At 45.5% G+C, this 20,682-nt stretch carries 21 protein-coding genes; 9 read left to right on the top strand and 12 right to left on the bottom strand.

Translation table 11 applies throughout. The features are described from left to right. Positions 1–39: 39 nt before the first annotated feature. From ACRD67_RS13520 to ACRD67_RS13540, 5 genes are all read right to left on the bottom strand, one after another. Complete coding sequence (locus ACRD67_RS13520) at positions 40–1,311, bottom strand: adenylosuccinate synthase (protein WP_430967747.1); 1,272 nt, start codon at positions 1,309–1,311, stop codon at positions 40–42. A gap of 12 nt (positions 1,312–1,323) precedes the next feature. Then, on the bottom strand, positions 1,324–1,779 hold the full coding sequence (locus ACRD67_RS13525; protein WP_430967748.1) for a Fur family transcriptional regulator: 456 nt from the start codon (positions 1,777–1,779) through the stop codon (positions 1,324–1,326). A 128-nt stretch (positions 1,780–1,907) separates the two neighbouring features. Continuing rightward, positions 1,908–4,112 (bottom strand): RelA/SpoT family protein, encoded by a 2,205-nt coding sequence (locus ACRD67_RS13530; protein WP_430968048.1) that lies wholly within the window; start codon positions 4,110–4,112, stop codon positions 1,908–1,910. Positions 4,113–4,156: 44 nt separating this feature from the next. Beyond that, positions 4,157–5,389, bottom strand: coding sequence for a M48 family metallopeptidase (locus ACRD67_RS13535; protein ID WP_430967749.1), 1,233 nt, complete (start codon positions 5,387–5,389; stop codon positions 4,157–4,159). Positions 5,390–5,431: 42 nt separating this feature from the next. Then, entirely contained in the window at positions 5,432–6,244 is an 813-nt protein-coding gene (locus ACRD67_RS13540) for a TrmH family RNA methyltransferase (protein WP_430967750.1), read from the bottom strand. 182 nt (positions 6,245–6,426) lie between these two features. Here ACRD67_RS13540 and ACRD67_RS13545 point away from each other — a divergent pair, with 182 nt between their 5' ends. Next, positions 6,427–7,236, top strand: a complete 810-nt coding sequence (locus tag ACRD67_RS13545; RefSeq protein ID WP_430967751.1) for a DUF6503 family protein — start codon at positions 6,427–6,429, stop codon at positions 7,234–7,236. A gap of 53 nt (positions 7,237–7,289) precedes the next feature. Here ACRD67_RS13545 and ACRD67_RS13550 read toward each other — a convergent pair whose 3' ends face one another. After that, a complete protein-coding gene (locus tag ACRD67_RS13550; RefSeq protein ID WP_430967752.1) occupies positions 7,290–8,357 on the bottom strand; it encodes a DUF3810 domain-containing protein in 1,068 nt (355 codons plus the stop codon). A 75-nt stretch (positions 8,358–8,432) separates the two neighbouring features. On the opposite strand from ACRD67_RS13550, the gene ACRD67_RS13555 reads away from it, so the two are divergent. Continuing rightward, positions 8,433–9,905 (top strand): aminoacyl-histidine dipeptidase, encoded by a 1,473-nt coding sequence (locus tag ACRD67_RS13555; RefSeq protein WP_430967753.1) that lies wholly within the window; start codon positions 8,433–8,435, stop codon positions 9,903–9,905. A 122-nt stretch (positions 9,906–10,027) separates the two neighbouring features. Here the strand turns inward: ACRD67_RS13555 and ACRD67_RS13560 are convergent, their stop codons facing one another. The 3 genes from ACRD67_RS13560 to ACRD67_RS13570 are packed head-to-tail and all read right to left on the bottom strand — an operon-like array spanning position 10,028 to position 12,736. Then, entirely contained in the window at positions 10,028–11,146 is a 1,119-nt protein-coding gene (locus ACRD67_RS13560) for a peptidylprolyl isomerase (RefSeq protein ID WP_430967754.1), read from the bottom strand. Between the two features lie 22 nt (positions 11,147–11,168). Then, entirely contained in the window at positions 11,169–11,723 is a 555-nt protein-coding gene (gene gldI, locus ACRD67_RS13565; RefSeq protein ID WP_430967755.1) for a gliding motility-associated peptidyl-prolyl isomerase GldI, read from the bottom strand. Then, a complete protein-coding gene (locus ACRD67_RS13570; RefSeq protein WP_430967756.1) occupies positions 11,720–12,736 on the bottom strand; it encodes a DHH family phosphoesterase in 1,017 nt (338 codons plus the stop codon). The genes gldI and ACRD67_RS13570 overlap by 4 nt, the downstream gene beginning before the upstream one ends. A gap of 77 nt (positions 12,737–12,813) precedes the next feature. On the opposite strand from ACRD67_RS13570, the gene ACRD67_RS13575 reads away from it, so the two are divergent. After that, a complete protein-coding gene (locus tag ACRD67_RS13575; RefSeq protein ID WP_430967757.1) occupies positions 12,814–13,842 on the top strand; it encodes an alkaline phosphatase D family protein in 1,029 nt (342 codons plus the stop codon). 50 nt (positions 13,843–13,892) lie between these two features. Further along, positions 13,893–14,312: a nucleoside-diphosphate kinase gene (locus ACRD67_RS13580; protein ID WP_430967758.1), complete on the top strand. Its 420-nt coding sequence runs from the start codon at positions 13,893–13,895 to the stop codon at positions 14,310–14,312. Between the two features lie 50 nt (positions 14,313–14,362). On the opposite strand, the gene ACRD67_RS13585 is transcribed toward ACRD67_RS13580, so the two are convergent. The 3 genes from ACRD67_RS13585 to recF are packed head-to-tail and all read right to left on the bottom strand — an operon-like array spanning position 14,363 to position 16,159. Continuing rightward, complete coding sequence (locus ACRD67_RS13585) at positions 14,363–14,659, bottom strand: DciA family protein (RefSeq protein ID WP_430967759.1); 297 nt, start codon at positions 14,657–14,659, stop codon at positions 14,363–14,365. Continuing rightward, positions 14,659–15,078 carry a lipocalin family protein gene (locus ACRD67_RS13590; protein WP_430967760.1) on the bottom strand — a complete coding sequence of 140 codons (420 nt, stop codon included), beginning with the start codon at positions 15,076–15,078 and terminating at the stop codon, positions 14,659–14,661. The genes ACRD67_RS13585 and ACRD67_RS13590 overlap by 1 nt, the downstream gene beginning before the upstream one ends. Before the next feature lies 1 nt (position 15,079). Then, positions 15,080–16,159, bottom strand: a complete 1,080-nt coding sequence (recF, locus tag ACRD67_RS13595) for a DNA replication/repair protein RecF (protein WP_430967761.1) — start codon at positions 16,157–16,159, stop codon at positions 15,080–15,082. A 124-nt stretch (positions 16,160–16,283) separates the two neighbouring features. On the opposite strand from recF, the gene ACRD67_RS13600 reads away from it, so the two are divergent. From ACRD67_RS13600 to ACRD67_RS13620, 5 genes are all read left to right on the top strand, one after another. Then, positions 16,284–17,054, top strand: a complete 771-nt coding sequence (locus tag ACRD67_RS13600) for a tetratricopeptide repeat protein (RefSeq protein ID WP_430967762.1) — start codon at positions 16,284–16,286, stop codon at positions 17,052–17,054. Then, positions 17,054–17,536 carry a 6,7-dimethyl-8-ribityllumazine synthase gene (ribH, locus tag ACRD67_RS13605; protein WP_430967763.1) on the top strand — a complete coding sequence of 161 codons (483 nt, stop codon included), beginning with the start codon at positions 17,054–17,056 and terminating at the stop codon, positions 17,534–17,536. Before ACRD67_RS13600 ends, ribH begins: the two co-directional genes overlap by 1 nt. 157 nt (positions 17,537–17,693) lie before the next feature. Continuing rightward, a complete protein-coding gene (locus tag ACRD67_RS13610) occupies positions 17,694–17,987 on the top strand; it encodes a hypothetical protein (RefSeq protein WP_430967764.1) in 294 nt (97 codons plus the stop codon). Next, a complete protein-coding gene (gene mutL, locus ACRD67_RS13615) occupies positions 17,987–19,831 on the top strand; it encodes a DNA mismatch repair endonuclease MutL (protein ID WP_430967765.1) in 1,845 nt (614 codons plus the stop codon). The genes ACRD67_RS13610 and mutL overlap by 1 nt, the downstream gene beginning before the upstream one ends. Continuing rightward, the gene (locus ACRD67_RS13620; RefSeq protein ID WP_430967766.1) at positions 19,832–20,680 is read left to right on the top strand and encodes a rhomboid family intramembrane serine protease; all 849 of its coding nucleotides are present in this window, start codon (positions 19,832–19,834) and stop codon (positions 20,678–20,680) included. It abuts the gene before it with no gap. The last annotated feature ends 2 nt before the right edge of the window (positions 20,681–20,682 follow it).

Genomic DNA, 20,682 nt, shown 5'->3' on the forward strand with positions numbered 1-20,682 from the left:
CGGTCTTTATAACGGGTTTGGGGCGACGAACCCCAGCGTTTACCTATGTATCGTTTGCTTCCGATCAGGCCCCACGGATACAATTTTAATGGGCACTTCCAACTCTTTTTCCAAGAAGTCTATGTAAGCGTTTAGGTTTTCGGGCAATTCTTTGGCCGTGCTCATTTTGGTCAGGTCCTGATCCCAACCGGGCATTTCGGTATAGATCGGGCGTACGTTTTCGGAGGCAATATTATAGGGTAAATGGGTGATTTTTTCGCCCTTGTACTGGTAGGCGGTACAGACCTTTAGGGTTTTAAAACCGCTGAGCACATCGCCCTTCATCATCATCAGTTGCGTTACCCCATTGATTTGGACTGCATATTTCAACGCCACCAGATCTAACCAGCCGCAGCGTCTTGGTCTACCGGTAGTGGCACCGAATTCGTTGCCCACGCGGCCCATCGTCGCCCCGTCCTCGTCAAAGAGTTCGGTCGGGAAAGGACCGCTGCCCACGCGTGTGGTATAGGCTTTGAAGATACCAAAAACCCCACCTATTTTGTTTGGGGCCACCCCAAGACCAGTACAGGCGCCTGCTGCCGTGGTGTTGGAAGAGGTCACAAAGGGATAGGTGCCGAAATCAATATCCAATAGGGAACCCTGAGCTCCTTCGGCCAGTATTTTTTTTCCTTCTTTTTGCGCTTTAAAAAGATACTCTTCGCTATCAATAAATTTCAGTTGCTGTAATGCGGATACCGCTTGGAAAAACTCCGCTTCCAATTCCTTTAGGTCATATTGAATGTCTACATTGTAAAAACCGATCATGGCCTCGTGCTTATTGGCCAAAGCTCTATATTTTGACTTCCAATCCGTGAACTCCAGGTCGCCGATCCGCATGCCGTTACGTCCTGTTTTGTCCATGTAGGTAGGGCCTATGCCCTTTAGTGTGGATCCTATTTTGGCCTTTCCCTTGGCTGCTTCCGAAGCCGCATCCAATAAACGATGGGTGGGTAGGATCAGATGGGCTTTACGGGAGATAAGCAATCGGGCGGGGATATCTATGTTGAATTTTTTGAGATTGTCCAGTTCCTTCTTAAAAATGACCGGATCAATGACCACTCCATTGCCCACTACGTTGATGGCATTTTCATGAAAAATACCCGAGGGGATGGTGTGCAGTACGTGTTTTATACCATCGAACTCCAAGGTGTGCCCGGCATTTGGACCTCCCTGGAAGCGTGCAATAATATCATAGTCTTTGGTAAGTACATCAACGATTTTTCCTTTTCCCTCGTCTCCCCATTGTAGTCCTAGTAGTAAATCTACTGCCATGTAAGTATTTGGTTAGTTGTTTGTATTCTCTTCCTGGTTTTTGGTACCGTAGAAGTACAGCGAATGATTGGTGATCTTAATATCGAAAACCTCTTCGATGGTCTTTTTTATGGATTGGATGCGCGGGTCGCAAAATTCCATGACCTCCCCGGTATCGGTCAAGATCACATGGTCGTGCTGCCGATCAAAATAGGATTTTTCGTATTGCGCCTGATTTTTCCCGAACTGATGCTTGCGTACCAATTTGCATTCCAACAAAAGCTCAATGGTATTGTACAATGTAGCGCGACTTACACGGTATTTTTTGTTCTTCATCATGATGTAGAGCGACTCTATATCAAAATGATCTTCATGCTCATAGATTTCCTGCAATATGGCATAGCGCTCGGGTGTTTTTCTGTGCCCGTTTTCCTCCAAAAAGGTAGTGAAGACGTTTTTTACAATTTCCTGGTTCTTGTTGTTGCCCATGACCGCTTTAATTGGATCCCAAGGTGCAAAGGTACAGCTATTTTACACGAATCCGAAAGTTTTTATCCCAGGGTTATAAACAGCAATGACGGTTTTTGCAACAGGCACTTCCTGTCTTATTATAGACCCTAGAGCCGTGTTACCTTGTCGATACCGCTGATGCGCTTTAAGTTATCTATCAATTTTTTTAGGATCGATTTGTTCTTCACCACCACGGTAATTCTTCCAGTAAATGTGCCCCCATCCGTACCAAAATTGAGGTTGCGCATATTTACGTGCATATTGTCCGAGATAATGGCCGTGATTTCGTTGACCAACCCCAGATTATCTATACCCGTAAGTTGTATGTCGGCCGTGAACTCCTCCTGGGATGAATCGATCCATTTGGCGCTCATGATGCGATAGGCGTAATTGGATTGCAGGGAAATGGCATTGGGGCAGTTTTTCTTGTGTACCTTAATGCCATCGCTTACACTTACAAAACCAAAAACTTCATCGCCCGGGATAGGGTTGCAACATTGCGATAGCTTGTAGCTCAGTTTTTCTTCTTCCTTGCCAAAGACCAACATGTCGTATTTGGCCGTAATCTCTTCTTTATTGATCTCCTCGGGGACCGGTTTTCTACGGATTTTGTTCTTGAAGAAACTGATAAACGCATTGTTATAGGTAGACGCAAAATCCTTGAGCATTTGGTTGTCAATGGCCCCGATGCCCACCCGATAAAACAGGTCCAGGCTGGTCTTTAATTTAAAATAGACCACCATTTTATTGACGGAATCCTCGTTCAAGTTTATTTTTTGCGATTTCAATTTTCTTCGCAAGATTTCCTTGCCTTCCATGGCAACGAGCTTCTTTTCCTCTCGGAGCGAGGATTTTATTTTGGACCGCGCTCGGGCCGTAGCTGCATAATCCAACCAACTTTGGTTGGGTTTGGCACTTTCCGAAGTAATGATCTCTACCTGGTCCCCGCTGTTCAATGGGGTATTCAAGGGTACCAATTTTCCGTTTACCTTGGCACCGCGCGTACGCATGCCCACTTCCGTATGTATATTAAAGGCAAAATCCAGGGGTGTGGCCCCTTTGGGCAATGATTTTAACTCGCCCTTGGGGGTAAAGACGAAAATTTCCTTGGAGTACAGATTCAGTTTAAATTCCTCCACAAAATCCACTGCATTGGTATTGGAACTTTCCAGGGCTTCCTGTAAACGGTTCAACCAGGCCTCTATACCCATTTCCTTTTGGTCCCCATGCTTGTACTTAAAGTGCGCCGCATAGCCTTTTTCCGCTATTTCGTGCATGCGTTCGCTCCGTATTTGTACTTCCACCCAATTTCCCTTGGGTCCCATAACGGTGATGTGCAACGCTTCATAGCCCGTAGATTTGGGAGAGGATATCCAATCCCGTAACCGTATAGGGTTGGGTGTAAAATGATCCGTAACTATGGAATAAATCTTCCATGCGAGAAACTTCTCGTTTTGGGGATCGGAGTCATAGATGATCCGTATGGCAAATTTGTCGTAGATCTCATCAAAGGAGACATTTTGCGCAAGCATTTTCCTCCGGATGGAATGAATGGATTTGGTTCTTCCCTTTATGGTGTACTTAAATCCTTCCTTGTCCAACGAGTCCTTGATTATCTTGGTAAAATCGTCGATATAGTCCTGTTGTTCTTCCTTGGTATCCTCAATTTTTCCTAGAATGTCATGGTATACCTCGGGTTCGGTATATTTAAGGCTGAGGTCCTCCAGTTCTGTCTTGATGTTGTACAACCCTATCCTGTGTGCCAAGGGGGCGTAAATATAAAGGGTCTCCGAAGCAATTTTTACCTGTTTGTGCTCGGGCATGGCATCCATGGTGAGCATATTGTGGTAACGGTCGGCGATTTTGATGATGATCACCCGAACGTCGTCATGCAAGGTAAGCAGCATTTTGCGGAAGTTTTCCGCTTGCTGCGAGATGTTCATGTCTTTTTTAAGGTGGGCGATCTTGGTGAGGCCATCAACAATCCGAGCCACGGTCTCTCCAAACATACGTTCAATATCGTCTAGGGTGTATTCCGTATCCTCCACCACATCGTGCAAGAGGGCGGAGGCAATGGAAACGGCATCCAGGCCAATTTCCGAGGCTACGATCTTTGCTACTGCAATAGGGTGAAAGATATAGGCTTCCCCGGATTTTCGACGTTGGTTTTTATGGGCATCCACGGCCACGTCAAACGCCGATCGGATGAGTTTCTTATCTTCCTTGGACAGCGTCTGATAGCTTATACGCAGCAATTCCTTGTATTGCTTTGTAATTTCCTTGTTCTCCTTTTCTATAGCAGCTTCCGTCATCATATATTAAAAGTAGCACAATCTTATTGAGTAGACAACAAAAACTATGCCTTTAAATTCCGTATTCTAGCGATAAGAGGGGGGTGTGAATAATGCATAAATACATAGGCAGGATGGGGGGTAAGGTTGCTCAAACTGTTCTTGGACAGTTTTTTTAGCGAACTGATCAAGGGCATGGCGGCAAAGGTGTTCTTGGCATAGTCATCGGCCTCATATTCGAACTTTCTGGACAAATAGTTCATGACTAGTCCCGTAACTTCTGAAATGGGGCTGTATAAAATACCAAACCCGATTAGGGCAGCATGAAAACTGGGTGTAGAGACCCCAATAGCCAGGGAGACCTGCGGATTATTGATGAATATGGATAGAATAAACAAGGTAATTCCTGTCAAAACGACAGAGGCGGTCAAATTAAAAACGATGTGTTTTCTTTTGTAATGTCCTACTTCATGGGCCAATACCGCAACGATTTCCTCTTCCTCCAGATCGTGGATCAAGGTATCGTACAAGGTTACCCGTTTCTCTTTTCCGAAGCCCGAAAAATAAGCATTCGCCTTGGTGGACCTTTTGGAACCATCAATGATGAATATGTTCTTTAGTTCAAAACCCACTTTTTTGGCATAACCTTCTATCTTACTTTTTAGACTGCCTTCCTCCAGTGGGGTCTGTTTGTTAAAAAGGGGCACGATCAGTTTGCTGTAGAACAGATTCATAAAGACAGAAAAGAGCGCGATGACCCCCCAAGCATAAATCCAAAAATCCGTACCCGCCCATTGAAAGAACCAGATGATCAGTGCCAGGATGCCCCCGCCCAATACAGCGGTCATGGCCCATCCCTTAAGTTTGTCCAGAAAGAACAGTTTTTTGGAGGTTTTGTTAAAACCGAATTTTTCCTCTATAACAAAGGTGTGATAATAGGAGAAGGGGGTGCCGGCCACATCACTTCCGATCATGATGATCCCGAAAAAGAGGAGTGCCACAAGAATGGCGTTATCGGTTACCGCGCGTGCCATGCCGTCTATCCATTCAAAACCTCCAAAGATTAGAAAGGATAGGGTAAGTATCAACGAAAAGGTAGAGGTCAATATTCCGAAACGATGGTTGATCCTCTTGTAATTTTGGGATTTTACGTACTCGTTCTGATCAAAAACGTCGTTCAATTCCTCGGGGACCGGATCACGGAACTTTTGCGAGTTAAGATAATCCAAAAGGGTCTCTATCAAGAATTGAAGGACCAATATGGCGATGATGATATAAAATAGGTTATTGCTTTCCATTTGGGACAAAATACGCTTTTTGGTTATAACAGCTTGTTTTCCTTAGCTAAAATCTCGCTGTCGCTTTGCTTCAAAGATAAGTATTGCCGCCGATACGGAAACATTCATGGAGTCAATTTCACCTAGCATGGGGATTATGATGTTTTGGTCCGATTTTTCAAGCCATTCAGGGGAAAGCCCTGTAGCCTCCGTTCCCAGAACAATGGCACAGGCACATTTAAAATCTACCTCCACGTAATGCTTTGAAGCAGAAAGTGCCGCTCCGTATATCGCAATTTGGTTTTCTTGTAAAAAACGAATAATATGGGCGGAAGAACCCAGGGCAATGGGGGTTGTGAAAACGCAGCCCACACTAGACCTAATAATGTTTGGATTGTAAAGATCGGTTTTTGGGTCGGCAATGATAACGGCATCAAGATCAGCGGCATCTGCCGTGCGCAGAAGAGCTCCGATATTTCCAGGCTTTTCCGGTGCCTGGGCAATTAAGATCAAGGGTCTTTTACGTTTAAATATAAGCTGATCTAAGGTATGGGTTTTCGATTTTCCAATGGCAAAAATGCCCTCTGTGGTTTCCCTGTGGGCCAATTTTTGATAGACTTCCTTGGAAACCTCTATCTTTTTCAATGCTGAAAACTGATGCAGGCCTAGGGAATCTAAGATTTCCTGCCTTATAATTTCCGGACAGTAAAAGAAGGTTTCCAACACAATGCCCCCCCGCAATGCCAGCTGAAGCTCTCGAATCCCTTCAAGAACAAAAAGACCGCTTTTTTTTCGTTCCCGGGATTTTTCCTTTAGCAATAGGGCCCTTTTGATTATCGGGTTTTGAACACTGCTTATACGTACCGTTTTCATCATTGGAACAAAAATAGGAGAATCGCGTAAACAAAATACAGCATGCACGACAAAAGCTGTGATATGTTAAACAAATACTGTAAAATGCGCTGGAACAATTTGGGAAACCCCCTGAAATTTTTACAGATGCACTACATTTGAAAGGGAAACATACAAATCACGTAAAACGTCATAAACACAGACAAATGAAACCACTATCAGTTTTTCTCATGTTTTTTTTGATGCTCATCTCTTGCAAGGAGCAACCCAAGGCCCATAAAGACCAAGAAGAGGCCTCTAAAACAATGTCCCAAACAGCGGAATCCAGATATCCCGACGCCTTGCAAAAAGTCTTCGAGGCCCATGGCGGTATAAGCGCATGGCGGGGTAAAAAAAGTTTGGTGTACGATATGCCCAAAGCCAATGGCAAGGAAACGCATACCACCAACCTGTACTCCCGAAAGGACCGGATCGATGCAGTAAATTTTTCAATGGGATTCGATGGTGAGAAGGTGTGGCTGCTCGATGAAAACGGCAGCTATGATGGAGATCCGGTGTTCTATCACAACCTGATGTTTTATTTCTATGCGATGCCATTTATACTGGCGGATAAGGGAATTGTGTACAGTGAAACCGAAGATCTGGTATTTCAGGGAAAACATTACCCAGGTGTTCGAATACGTTATGAGGTAGGGGTAGGAACTTCTTATAAGGACGAGTATTTTATTCATTACGACCCCGAAACCTATCAAATGACCTGGTTGGGCTATACCGTAACCTACAGGAGCGGGGAAAAGTCGGACAACGTCAAATGGATCCGCTATAACGATTGGATGGAAGTAGCCGGTGTAATTTTGCCGCGATCCATTACCTGGCACGCCTATGAAGGCAGGGATATCAAGGAAGCCAAGAGTACGGTTCCCTTCGAAAATGTAGTGCTCAGCGAAACCGCTAAACCCGACGCCTTCTTTGCCAAGCCCGAGACCGCCAAGGTGGTTGTGGGTAAAACCCAGTGATAGCAAATGGTCCTTATCGGCCACAGAAATTGTTTGGGCAAGATTTCCGGGTTTTATAGCGCGTGCTTGGCATGGTAGGCCACTAGCAGGGAAACCACCTTGCTGTAGCTTTTGATGCCATCTTGCTGGTTGTTGGCCTTTAAAAAGGAATTAAAAACGGATTTGAATACGGGTTCTAATGGATTTTCATAGGCTTCCCAAAAATCATTGACCTCTTGAAAGTTCTTTTTGGTGCCTGTGTTCAGCTGTTTGTACAGTTGTTGAAAGCTAGCCTCATCCTTACGCTTAATATCGCTGAGGCAATACCCCAGGGCGTAAGCATAGGCCGCATATTGAAAATAAGGGTCCTCATTGTTCACAGTCACCAGATACCCGATAAAGTTGGTCTCGTTTTCCGCTGAATACCCCAATTGGTGCCCTACTTCATGTCCACAGATCACGGGAAACCTAAAGTCAGGGAGTTTTGCGTTTACCTGGGCCTCATGGGTAAAGGGATTGAGGTATCCTCCATAGCCCATATAGGTAAGCGGGAGGCTAAAGAGCGAATTTTTGAGACTGGCGGTGTTGTAGGTCAAAAAGGGGTATTCCTTTCCCAACTTCTGATATCCCTTCACCGTTCTTTCCCTAATTTCTTGTTTGTCGTAGGGGATTTTTACCATCTGGGCCGTGTCGGACGTAATGGCAAATTGAATTTCATTGGTCTTTTCAATGAGTCTTTCAACGAACTGGACCAATTCCTTCTTGCTATGGTTTTCTTGGAGGTTCAAAGGAGTTAGTATGGGTTGCCGATAGTAATTGAGCCCCCAAAGCAGGTGAAAAGTAAAGTAAGCTACGGATAAAACCATGATTACATCGCGGCCAAAGGACCTGAGATTGTTCTTGATCTGCCTTCGCCGTATAAAAAGATAGCGCAGTACCAAAAATAAGAGCAGGGCATAGACGATATCGCCCATAGAAAAGGGAATCCACCCAAACAGTATCCGGAAAAATTTGGAAATAAGCGGATACAGTCCTTTGCTGTAATAGTTCTCAATGAATTCGGGGTAACTGCCAAGCCATTTCACCAGAAAGATTTGGGGGATAAGGGCGAGTGCAATGCCATTTTTTATTCGATTGTCCATCAAGTCAAAATTAGTTAAATATAGCACACACTTTTCGTTCAATACCGTATTTTTGGAACGGACTAAATTTGTATTATGAATGAACAAGTGTCGCTGCTGGAACCTCGGGAGGTCTGGGGGAATTTTGCAGCTTTGAATGCCGTGCCCCGGCCCTCGAAAAAAGAGGAACGGGTTATCCAATTTATGCTCAATTTTGGCAATTCCCTTCACTTGGAGACCTTCAAGGATGGTGTGGGCAATGTCATTATCCGGAAAGAGGCTACGCCCGGAATGGAGAATAGGCAGACGGTGACCTTACAATCCCATTTGGACATGGTACATCAAAAAAATGCCGAGACCGAATTTGATTTTGACACCGAAGGGATTTGCATGAGGGTGGAAAACGACTGGGTAAGGGCCGAGGGAACCACGCTGGGTGCGGACAATGGCCTGGGTGTGGCCGCTATTATGGCCCTGCTGGAGAGCACCACGGTACCACATCCCGCATTGGAGGCACTGTTCACTATAGATGAGGAGACGGGTATGACAGGAGCCATGGGCTTGGAAGCAGGAATTTTGAAGGGTGCTATTTTATTGAATTTGGATACGGAGGAAGATGATGAGATCGATATCGGTTGTGCCGGGGGAATAGATGTAACCGCCTCACGCAGTTATACGGAGGAAACGGTCCCCGATGGGTTCATCGGCTATCGGATTGGAGTAAAAGGCCTACAGGGCGGGCATAGTGGTATGGATATCCATAAAGGGTTGGCCAATGCCAATAAGCTTATGAACCGCTTGCTTTTTAAAAGCACGGCCAACCACGGGCTTCGCATTGCCGCTTTGAATGGTGGGGGACTTCGGAATGCCATCCCCAGGGAGAGTTTTGCCGAGGTGGTCCTTGAAACCGGAAAAGCCCGGGATTTAGAGCGTGACTTTAAGTCGTGGGCGACTGTGCTAAAAGCGGAGTTTCCAGACAAGGAACCAGGCATGGAGCTGATTTTGGAGCCTATGGAAATCCCTAAAAATGTCATGGGGACCGCCGTTCAAGAGCAATTGCTTAGAGCCGTACATACCGCACATAACGGGGTATACGCTATGAGCACCACAATGGAGGATCTGGTAGAAACATCCAACAATATTGCCCGAGTGGAAGTGAAGGAGGGGAAAATCTCTATAGGCTGCCTTGCCCGGTCCTCAGTGGACTCGGCGAAAATGGAATTGGCCAACGCCCTGAAGGTGGTTTTTGAATCGGGCGACTTTCAGGTACGTTTCGACGGGAACTATCCCGGCTGGAACCCCAATCCGGATTCCGTTATTTTAAGTGTTTTGGAAACACAATATGAGCAATTGTTCCAGGCAAGCCCCAAAGTAGTGGCCTGTCATGCCGGATTGGAATGTGGCATCCTGGGAAGGAACTACCCCCATATGGATATGATCAGTTTCGGCCCCACGATAAAAGGAGCGCATTCTCCCGATGAGCGCGCCAGCATCACTTCCGTACAGAAATTCTGGAAATTCCTGGTAAACATTTTGAAGCATATACCGGAAAAAGAAAAGGCGGTCTGAAAAAACTGAAAACGGTCACATCGAGCGGCCTGCCCTCCGTACGAGACTCCGGGAGGTGGGCGCTCGAAAGGACTGCTAGGTACTATTTAGACAGCCCCTTCAATGTTTATGTTCAAAGGGAACTACTCCGCGATTCCCACAATTTCCAGGTCAAAGACCAGATCGGCATTCGGGGGAATGGGTCCCCCGCCCTGAGGTCCGTAACCTAAATGAGGGGGAATAAATATCCTAATTTTATCTCCTACCTCCATAGACAGCAGCCCTTCCTTAAAACCGGCAATCAGTCTGGAGTCGGGGCTAAAACTCATGGGAACGGACGTATAACCGCCCTGCTGTTTTCTCCTGGGGTCATATTTGCCAAACTTGGTGGCTACTTCTTCATAATTGCTATCGAACAGGTTCCCGTCGGCAAGCCATCCCGCATAATTGACCAGTACTTGCTGTCCAATTTTGGGTTTTTCGCCTTCCCCCTTGGTCAAGGAATAGATCTTAAGGCCCGAAGGTAGATCTTCTGCCTCCTCCTTTTGTTCGGACAACTCAGCGGCAAAATCGGTAATTGCCTTTTCCAGGGCTTTTACCTTGGCTTCCTCCTCGGCAAAATAATCTGTCATGATCTGTACCGCATCAAATTTTTTGGCTTCTTTTCCATTACGGATAATTTCTACCTTGCTCATTACCACATCGGTAACAGGTCTGTCCTTTTTGCCAGGGTCTTGGGAAGTGGGCATATTGGCAATGGAATCCACAATGTTCATGCCCTCCACGACTTCCCCAAAGACGGTATGTCTACCATCCAGGAAGGGCGTTTCCTTATGCGTGATAAAAAACTGGCTTCCGTTCGTGGTAGGCCCTGAGTTTGCCATGGACAGTATTCCCGCTTTGTGGTGGGTCAAGGAGTCGTTGAACTCATCTTTGAACCGGTATCCCGGATTGCCACTACCCGTACCCGTAGGGTCACCTCCTTGAATCATAAAATCTTTGATGACCCGATGGAAGATAACGCCCTCATAGTATTTTTTCTCCTTGTATTGTTCACTGACGAAGGGATTGGTGCCCTCTGCCAAGGAAACAAAATTGGCTACTGTAACAGGGGTTTTTTCGTGTTCCAATTTTAATACAATGACTCCTTTGTTGGTTTCAATATCAGCAAACAGGCCCTCGCCCAAATCGGCGTGCTGACTAGATTTGCAACTTGCCAATAACATACCTACGGCTAAGACTAAAGGGGCTAGATTTTTCATTCGTTTTCGTTTTATCATGGTGTTAATTTTGAATACTATCCTTTTGTTTAATGATTTGAAGCAGGGAAATAGTAGATTTTATGGGGACATTGGGACCGATTTGGTCGTTATCCCCATGGTAACCAAAGGCCATCGAGGAAGGAAACAAAAAAGTTGCGGTTTCACCCTCCTTGAGAAGTTTCACACTATTTCTTAATCCAGGGAAAAGTTCCTGTTTGTCCACTTTATATCGTACTGGCCCAATATCCTCTGCCCGATAGAGCGTATCATTGGTAAAACTTACCACATTGTAAGTAAGCACCACCAGATCATCCGTTTCCGGAACATAGTCCGTATCCCCGTTCTTGGTTTCATAATAATACCAAGAACTGTTGGCACTGGACAAATAGGTGTGTGCGGAATCCTGCGCAATGATATCCTGTATCATTTTTTCTTCCGCTGCCAGGAGCTGTCGGTTTCTTTCCACGGATTCCTTGATAAAACTCCCCGTCTTTACCTTTACAGGTCTTCGGGCTTCAGGCCCGCCACAACTCATCAGCCCAAGGGCCAACAGTAGAAATACAAGTGGTCGTATCATACTTTTATCTTGTGCTTATAATCCTCCAGCAGCGATACAAAATAGTCCGTGGTCTCCTGCATGCCCAGCTCGCTCTTGCCCCCAGCGGCGTTGGTATGGCCACCTCCCTGAAAATGTGCCCGAGCAAACTCGTTCACCGAAAAGTCCCCTTCGGACCGGAAGGAGATTTTGATAATACCCTCGTCGCGATTTTCTATGAAAATTACCGCAAAACGGATACCTTCCAGGGTGAGTCCATAATTTACAAAACCTTCGGTGTCCCCTTTTTTATATTTGTAGGCATCCAGTTCTTCCTGGGTCAGGGTAATATAGGCCGTCCCGTACTGCTTAAGGATGACCATGTTTTTCAAGGCACAGCCCAAAAGATGCAACCTTCCCGGGGTATTTGTATCGTAAACCTTGTTATGGATCTCGGTATTATTGGCGCCCTTATCAATAAGATCCGCCACCACACGGTGCGTTCTGCTTGTAGTGGACGAAAATTTAAACGATCCGGTGTCGGTCATGATACCGGTATACAGACAATTGGCAATATCCGGGGTAATCTTGTCCACATCGCCCATGGCACCGATGAAATTGTAGACCATTTCACAGGTAGAACTCATGTTGACATCAGAATAGGTGATATGTGCGTACTTGCCTGGATTTTGGTGATGGTCGATCATAACGAAGGTGGCCGATGCCTCCTCCAGGGCGGTTTGCATTTGTCCTATTCTGCCCAAATGGTTAAAGTCTAAAGTGAAAATAACCGCAGCTTCATCGATCAGCTTTTTGGACTGGGCATGGTCCTTTTCAAAATTTATGATCTGTTCATTTCCAGACATCCATTTTAAAAACTTGGGATAGTCGTTAGGTGAGATAATGGTGGCCTCGTGCCCTAGACCTTTAAGGTAATGCCAGAGACCCAAAGTAGATCCAATTGCATCCCCATCTGGATTTTTATGGGGTACTATAACCATTTTCAGCGGCTTGGAGAATAATGACCTAATGGCTTTGATATCCTTTAAATTCATCCGCGCAAATATACAATTTTATACTATAGACCTAATACATAAAAACCTAATTTTACCGGAAATACCAAGAACCATTTATGAGACGAATTTACTATAGCCCACTTTTACTGAGCCTGTTTTTGGCCTGCGGGACCATGGAAACCAGAACCACCCAAAACGCATCCCCTACCGAATTTGTTATTGCCTTCGGATCGTGCAATAAACACACGCTGGACAACTGGTTATGGGACGATGTTTTGGCCCTAGATCCCGACCTTTGGGTTTGGAGTGGCGATATTGTCTATGCGGATACGGACAAGGTGCGGGAAATTGATAAAATGTACCGCGGCCAAAACCGCGTTTCAGGGTACAGGGCCCTGAGGAAGGAAACCCCCGTTATTGGCACCTGGGACGATCATGATTATGGCTTAAACGATGGGGGAACGGAATTCGCCGTCAAACGGGAGAGCCAGCAGGTGTTCTTGGATTTTATGGATGTTCCCAAAGATAGTCCAAGAAGAGCAAGGGAAGGGGTCTATGCCGTCCATGATTATCGGTTGCCTGCCGGGCAGGTGAAAGTGCTGGTGCTCGATACCAGATACTTCAGAACGGCTTTGACCAAGGACACGGAAACCGACAAACGCTTTAAACCCAATCCTTATGGAACGGGTACCATGCTCGGGGAACAACAATGGGATTGGCTCGAAGACCAACTCAATGGCTCCAAGGCAGATTTCAATATCATTGTTAGCAGCGTGCAGTTCTGGTCCAATGAACATGGTTTTGAATGTTGGGGCAACTTTCCGCATGAGGTAGATCGCCTAACGGAACTTATTGCCTCATCGGGGGCAAAGGGAACCCTAATTTTATCCGGAGATCGGCACATATCGGAATTTTCGAAAAGTGCGGTGAAAGGATTGCCCTATCCACTTATCGACTTCACCAGTAGTGGTCTTACCCATGTCTATTCCGATTTCAAGGGGGAACCCAATCCGTATCGGGTGGGAGAGGTCGTTTCTACCAAAAGTTTTGGAGTGGTAAGGCTGAATTTGATTTCCAAAACGGCCCATTTGGAGATTATTGGGGACCAAGGACGGCTATTGGGCAAACTGGAACAACGCTTTTAAGTATTGCGTGTTAATGAATAAAGCGTATTTTTGCGCAAAATTTTTGAAACATGACAACGAATAGAACGTTTACAATGATCAAGCCAGACGCCGTGGAAAACGGTTACATTGGTGCTATTTTGGAGAAAATAACATCGGCCGGGTTTAAGATCGTTGCAATGAAATATACGCAATTGAGCAGAAGGGACGCCCGTGAGTTCTATGCCGTGCACAAAGAGCGTCCATTTTTTGGGGAGTTGGTCGATTTTATGACCAGGGGACCTATAGTGTCTGCCATTTTGGAAAAGGAGAACGCCGTGGACGATTTCAGGGCCTTGATCGGTGCCACCAATCCGGCAGAAGCTGCGGAAGGTACCATTCGTAAATTGTATGCCACCTCCATAGGGGAAAATGCCGTACACGGTTCCGATAGTGATGAGAACGCTGCCATTGAGGGAGCCTTTCACTTTGCAGGTCGGGAGGTGTATTAAGGGCGAAATAATCGTATAAAAAAGGCCCTGATACCATCAGGGCCTTTTTTTTATCTGAGCACCAATTTTTTCACAAGTTCCTTTCCAAGTTCCTCATTGATCATCTGTATGATTTTGGACTTCCCGTGGCTCAGTTCCTCCCTGAGTACCGAGGACGATAAGGAAACGAACAGGGTATCGTTCCGCAGTTCCACCGCGGTCGTGTAATTGTTTACACCATTCCCCATAAGAGCGGTCCAAGCAGCCTTGACATCAACTTTGTCCATTCCCTTTTGCAACCTATTTTCTTTGATAAACGCTTGTAGCGCCTCACTCAAAGGGAGGCCGGTATTTTTTCGTTTTGCCATTATTCGTTCACATTTATGGGCCGATACCGTTTGTAAAAGTAGGTCAGGCCAGCGTCATTGGTAACGGAAAAGTTATTTTCGGTAAGCGTAACAATCTTTTCTTCCCAGGGGTCCAAAACCTTTTGGTAGCGAATTTGGAAAGTACCCTCCCGCTCATATATCTCAAAAAAAATCGCATCATCAGTAGTGGTATAGGTCCCATCGAGTCGAGGCTGTACCTTTTTTCGAAATCCTTGCAGCTGTTCCACTTCAAGGTAATCTATGGTAGTGCTCAGCTTGTACGCCTTGTCCTTCCCATCCTGGAAGACCACCTTTTCAATGGCCCAATACCCATTGAGATGCCGCAGATCTTCCCTGCTGACCTTGTTGGTGCACCCAACGATCAACAAAGTTATGCCTATCCACCCTATGCGACCCATCCTACAATTTAAAAATTTTATAGGACTGGTGAATGGTTTTGACCACATTTTCTGTGCGTTCCGCATGGGTATCGCTTATAAAGATCTGTCCGAAATTTTGATCGTCCACCAAGGCGACGATATGCGCTACCCTTTGCTCGTCCAATTTGTCGAAAATATCATCGAGCAGTAGTATGGGAGTAGTTTTCGCCTGATTTTTGATGAAGTCGAACTGTGCCAGTTTCAGGGCTACCAAAAAGGATTTTTGCTGCCCCTGGCTTCCGAATTTTTTGATAGGATGGTCCCCGATAACGAAGTTGAGGTCATCTTTGTGGATGCCCACGCTCGTGAATTGTAGCGCTCTGTCTTTTTCCATGGCCTGTGTCAGCAAATCTAGCAGGCTCGTATCCAATAGTTTGCTGTCATAGCTGAGGTCAACGGTTTCGTTGCCGCCTGCGATTGCCTTGTACTGCCTTTTGAATATCGGGATAAACGCCTCCAAGAATTCCCTCCGTTTTTCAAAAATATCGGTACCGTAGCCATGCAGCTGGTCGTTGTATACGGAAAGGGCATCGGGATCAAACGTATGGTTGGCGGCAAAGTATTTTAAGAGCGAATTGCGCTGTACCAGCACCTTGTTGTATTTTAGGAGCACCTGTAGATAGGCCTTGTCCGATTGGGAAATAACGCCATCTATAAATTTGCGGCGCGTTTCGCTGCCCTCAGTGATAAGGTCCCGATCCGCCGGGGAAATAATGACCAGGGGTAGAAACCCAATATGGTCGGAAAAGCGTTCATAGGTCTTTCCATTTCGTTTGATGACCTTTTTTACCCCGCGCTTAAGACTACAAACAATTTTTTCTTCCCTTCCGTTTTTTTCAAATTCCCCTTCGACCACAAAAAAATCGGTACCATGCCGAATGTTTTGGGTGGCCACAGGATTAAAGTAGCTCTTGCCGAAAGAAAGGTGATAAATGGCATCCAGTATATTGGTTTTGCCTATACCGTTGTTTCCGACAAAGCAATTGATTTTGCTATCGAACTCAAAGTTTTGCGATGCAAAGTTTTTATAATTGATGAGCGATAATTTCTTTAGAAACATTCGGTGTGGCGGAGAATTTGTTTTTCAATAGCTAGTGAAAGTGCAAAATATCGAAAAATAACGAATAAATACCCCTTTGTTTTTGGATAAAAACTTTATTTTTGCCCGATTAATAAAATGGACGATGGCTACATATAAGAAGCGAGGATACAAACCAAAAAATAAAGCCGAAGAGCTGAGTGCTGATGAACAGAACAGTACAACGGCCGAAGTTTTTAGCACCCTGGACCAGAGTGCTTCCAAGACCGAGGAATGGGTTTCCAAAAACCAGAATTACATTTTAGGGATCATTGGGGTAATCGCAGTTGGCGTACTAGGGTATTTGGCCTATAATCAATTTGTGCAGGCACCCAAGGAAGCAAGTGCCGCCAATGAAATGTACTATCCGCAACAATATTTTGACCAGGCCTTGAGTAGTAGGGACGCGGAGCGGGACTCACTTTACAATTTGGCGTTGAACGGGGGCGAAGGAAAATACGGTTTTTTGGATATCATAGACGAATACAGTGGTACCAAGGCTGCTAACTTAGCCAACTACTCGGCCGGTATGGCCTATTTGAATATGCAACAGTACCAAGAAGCAATTTCGTACTTGGAAGATTTTTCTTCGGACGATGCCATTCTTGGTGCCTTGGCGAAAGGGGGCATAGGCGACGCTTTTATGCAGTTAAACCAACCTAATGACGCTTTGGGCTACTATGAAAGTGCCATTTCACATGATCCCAATGCCTATACTACGCCCAAGTTTTTGTACAAGGCAGGAACCACGGCCCTGGAGCTGGGGCAAAAGGACAAGGCCCTGCAATATTTTCAAAGGATCAAGGATGAATTTTCCTCATCTCAGGAGGCCACTACCATTGACGCTTTTATAGGTATGGCCAAAAGTGCTAACTAATGGCCACCGAAAACAAAAATCTATCGGTCTATGACAAAGCAACGGTTCCCGACGCCGGCAACTTTCGTTTTGGGATTGTAGTTGCCGAATGGAACGAGAAAATTACGGAAGGACTTTACCAGGGGGCTCTGGAAGCGCTTTTGGACTGCGGTGCCGTTGAAGAAAATATCGTTCGCTGGAACGTTCCCGGCAGTTTTGAGCTTACTTTCGGTTGTAAAAAGATGATTTCCTCGGAAAAGGTTGATGCCATTATCGCCATAGGAAGTGTGATCCAAGGGGAAACCAAGCATTTCGATTTTGTTTGTAGCGCAGCGGCCCAAGGAATCAAAGATCTTAACGTAAATACAGATACCCCGGTCATTTTTTGCGTCCTTACCGATAATACCCTGCAACAGGCCCTGGACCGTAGTGGCGGAAAACACGGTAACAAAGGTACGGAAGCCGCCATTGCTGCTATTAAGATGGCCGCTTTGGGCACATAACCACGGTTATTGGGCACTTCAACACCCTGGTGTTTTTATACTGCTCCCCCATGGCGCCAATGCCTTCTAATGGATGCTCGTTTTGTTAACAATTTTTAGCATCTCCTTTCGGCCAATTCGCCCTATTTTCAGTACTTTTGATACTAGCAGCACGTATATGAGACTTCCAACACTGTTTAAGCAGCATAGGAATAAATCCTATAATTATACGCCTCGTTACTATGACGAGCGGAAGGAGCGTATTGAAAATTTAAGAAAGGAAAAAGCTGCGAGGTCCGACACTGAATACTTCAAAGGATATCGAAGAAAAAGTTTCAGGGAGGATTGGAAGACCATTAAGAGTATGGATAGAAATAGGAACAGTCAGCTTCGCTTCTTCATTATTCTCATTTTCCTCTTAATATTTGCGTATGCCGCAATCAAATATGGAAAACTAGACTTTTTGTTTTAATGGCCGATATTATTAAACTCCTGCCGGATCATGTGGCCAATCAGATTGCAGCAGGGGAGGTGGTTCAAAGACCAGCTTCCGTGGTGAAGGAGTTGATGGAAAACGCCATCGATGCAGGAGCCACTTCCATCAAATTGATTGTAAAGGAAGGGGGCAAGACCCTTATTCAGGTGGTCGATGACGGTATGGGCATGAGTGCCACCGATGCCCGTCTGAGTTTTGAGCGGCACGCCACCTCCAAGATAGAAAGTGCCGAAGACCTATTTAACCTTCATACCAAAGGTTTTAGGGGAGAGGCATTGGCCTCCATTGCCGCTATAGCGCATGTGGACATGCAGACCAAACCCCATACGGATGAGGTGGGGACCCAACTTGAGATTCAAGGGAGCAAAATTGTCTCACAAGAGGTATGTGCTACCCATCAGGGTACATCCATCGCTGTAAAAAATCTATTTTTTAATATTCCCGCACGTCGCAATTTTCTAAAGTCGAACCAAGTGGAACTTCGGCATATTACGGATGAGTTTCACCGGGTAGCCCTGGCACATCCATCGGTAGCTTTTAGCTTTTATAACAACGGAAGCGAATTGTTCAATCTCCCAACCGCCAATTTTAGGCAGCGGATCGTGAATGTTTTCGGAAGCAGGACCAACCAAAAATTGGTCCCGGTACAGGAGGAGACCCAAGTGGTGAAGATAAGCGGGTTTATTTGTAAACCCGAATTTGCCAAAAAGAGCAGGGGCGAGCAGTTTTTTTTCGCTAACCATAGGTTTATTAAAAGTCCCTACCTTCATCATGCGGTGGTATCTGCTTTTGAAGGGCTCATAAGGCCTGAAACCTACCCAGGGTATTTCCTTTATCTCGAAGTGGACCCGGCCTCCATCGATATCAATATACACCCCACAAAGACCGAGGTTAAATTTGACGATGAACATACGCTCTATGCCATATTGCGCTCTACCGTAAAACACAGTTTGGGGCAATTCAACGTAGTCCCTGCCCTGGATTTTGAACATGATCCAAATATGGAGACGCCCTATGCCTATAAAGATAAGCAGGCGCAGCCCCCCGGGGTCACTGTCGATGCGGGCTTCAATCCTTTCTTGGAATCTTCCCGGAAGCGGCAGGTAACGGGCATTCAAACGCAAAGCGCCAAAGGATGGGAAAATATGTATGTAGGTCTGGAATCCCAGTTGGGAAAGGACGAGGATTTCAGTAGTGTAAGCTTCGAATCGGATACCATTACCGGCTCTATCTTTACAGGACAGGAAGCCTTGGAGACTACAGCCACCACCTTTCAATTAAGAAGAAAATATATTGTCACCACCATCAAATCGGGTATGGTGATCGTAGACCAGACCAGGGCCCATCAAAGGGTGCTTTATGAGAAGTTTTTAAAAAACATTACGGTAAAGGAGGCGGTGAGCCAGCAGTTGTTATTTCCCCTATCCCTCTCTTTTTCCAAGACAGATATCACTATAATCAAGGAAATCAAGGATAGCCTTACCCATACAGGTTTTGTTTTTAACGAAATTGGTGAGGAACAGGTACAGGTGGCGGGATTGCCCTTACTGGTACCCGAAAGCGAAGTGGGCATCGTCCTGGATCAACTGATTGCCGATTATCAGCAGCGAGTGCAGGCCGACAGTTTTTCACAGACCGATATGTTGTCCAAAACACTTTGCAAAACGCTGTCCGTAAAAACCGGGGAAGTGTTGGATAATGCTTCCCAATTGGCTTTGGTAAACGACTTGTTCGCCTGTAAGGAATCGGAGGTGAGCCCGTTTAATAAACCAATATACATCACTATTACCGAAAACGACATTGACAAAAAATTTATTTAGATGTGGAGAATTACTGAGGGGGTAAAACATTTGATTATTATCAATGTAATTTTATGGATCGCTACGCTGACCATTGGTTCGGAAGGTATTTTTATGAACAACATGTTCGCTCTCCATTTTCCGCTGAACATCTTGTTTGAGCCCTGGCAGATTTTTACGCATATGTTCATGCATGCCTCATATATTCCTGGGGGCGGTGGTATATATTTCCAACATATTCTGTTCAATATGTTTGCACTGTGGATGTTTGGATCTCCAGTAGAACAGACCTTTGGGAAAAGGAAATTCATTTTCTTTTATATATCTGCCGGTTTGGGCGCGGCGCTAATTTCCTTGGGGGTAGATTATATAAGCCTGTTTTCCATAACCTCAGAGCTGTCCATTGATATAGGAAGGGATGCACTTCGGGAAATTGCCGCCATCGACGCCAGCGACGGTACAGGTTATCTAAAAGGGCCTATCTTTGTGGAAGGACTGGAACCGATTGTACAAAAGTACAATTTGGTCATAAATAATGCCGACCTCAATACGCTGTTCGAGTTTAATGCCAAGGGCTTTGGATTTAAGACCATGGTAGGGGCCTCCGGGGCCATAATGGGAATTTTGGTGGCCTTTGGCATGTTGTTTCCGGAGTCCAGTCTTATGCTGATCTTTTTGCCGATACCGATAAAGGCAAAATACTTCATCCCCGCCATTATTGGTCTGGACCTCTTTTCGGCCCTCACCGGGGTTTCTATATTTAGTCCGAGCAATACCGCATATATTGCCCACCTGGGAGGTGCCCTTATCGGATTTTTGATGATGTGGTACTGGAAGAAAAATCAATTTAAAAAGAACCGCTGGGATTAGTT

The sequence above is a fragment of the Eudoraea algarum genome, from assembly GCF_050589645.1.
In the GTDB taxonomy this organism is placed as follows: domain Bacteria; phylum Bacteroidota; class Bacteroidia; order Flavobacteriales; family Flavobacteriaceae; genus JBNGOQ01.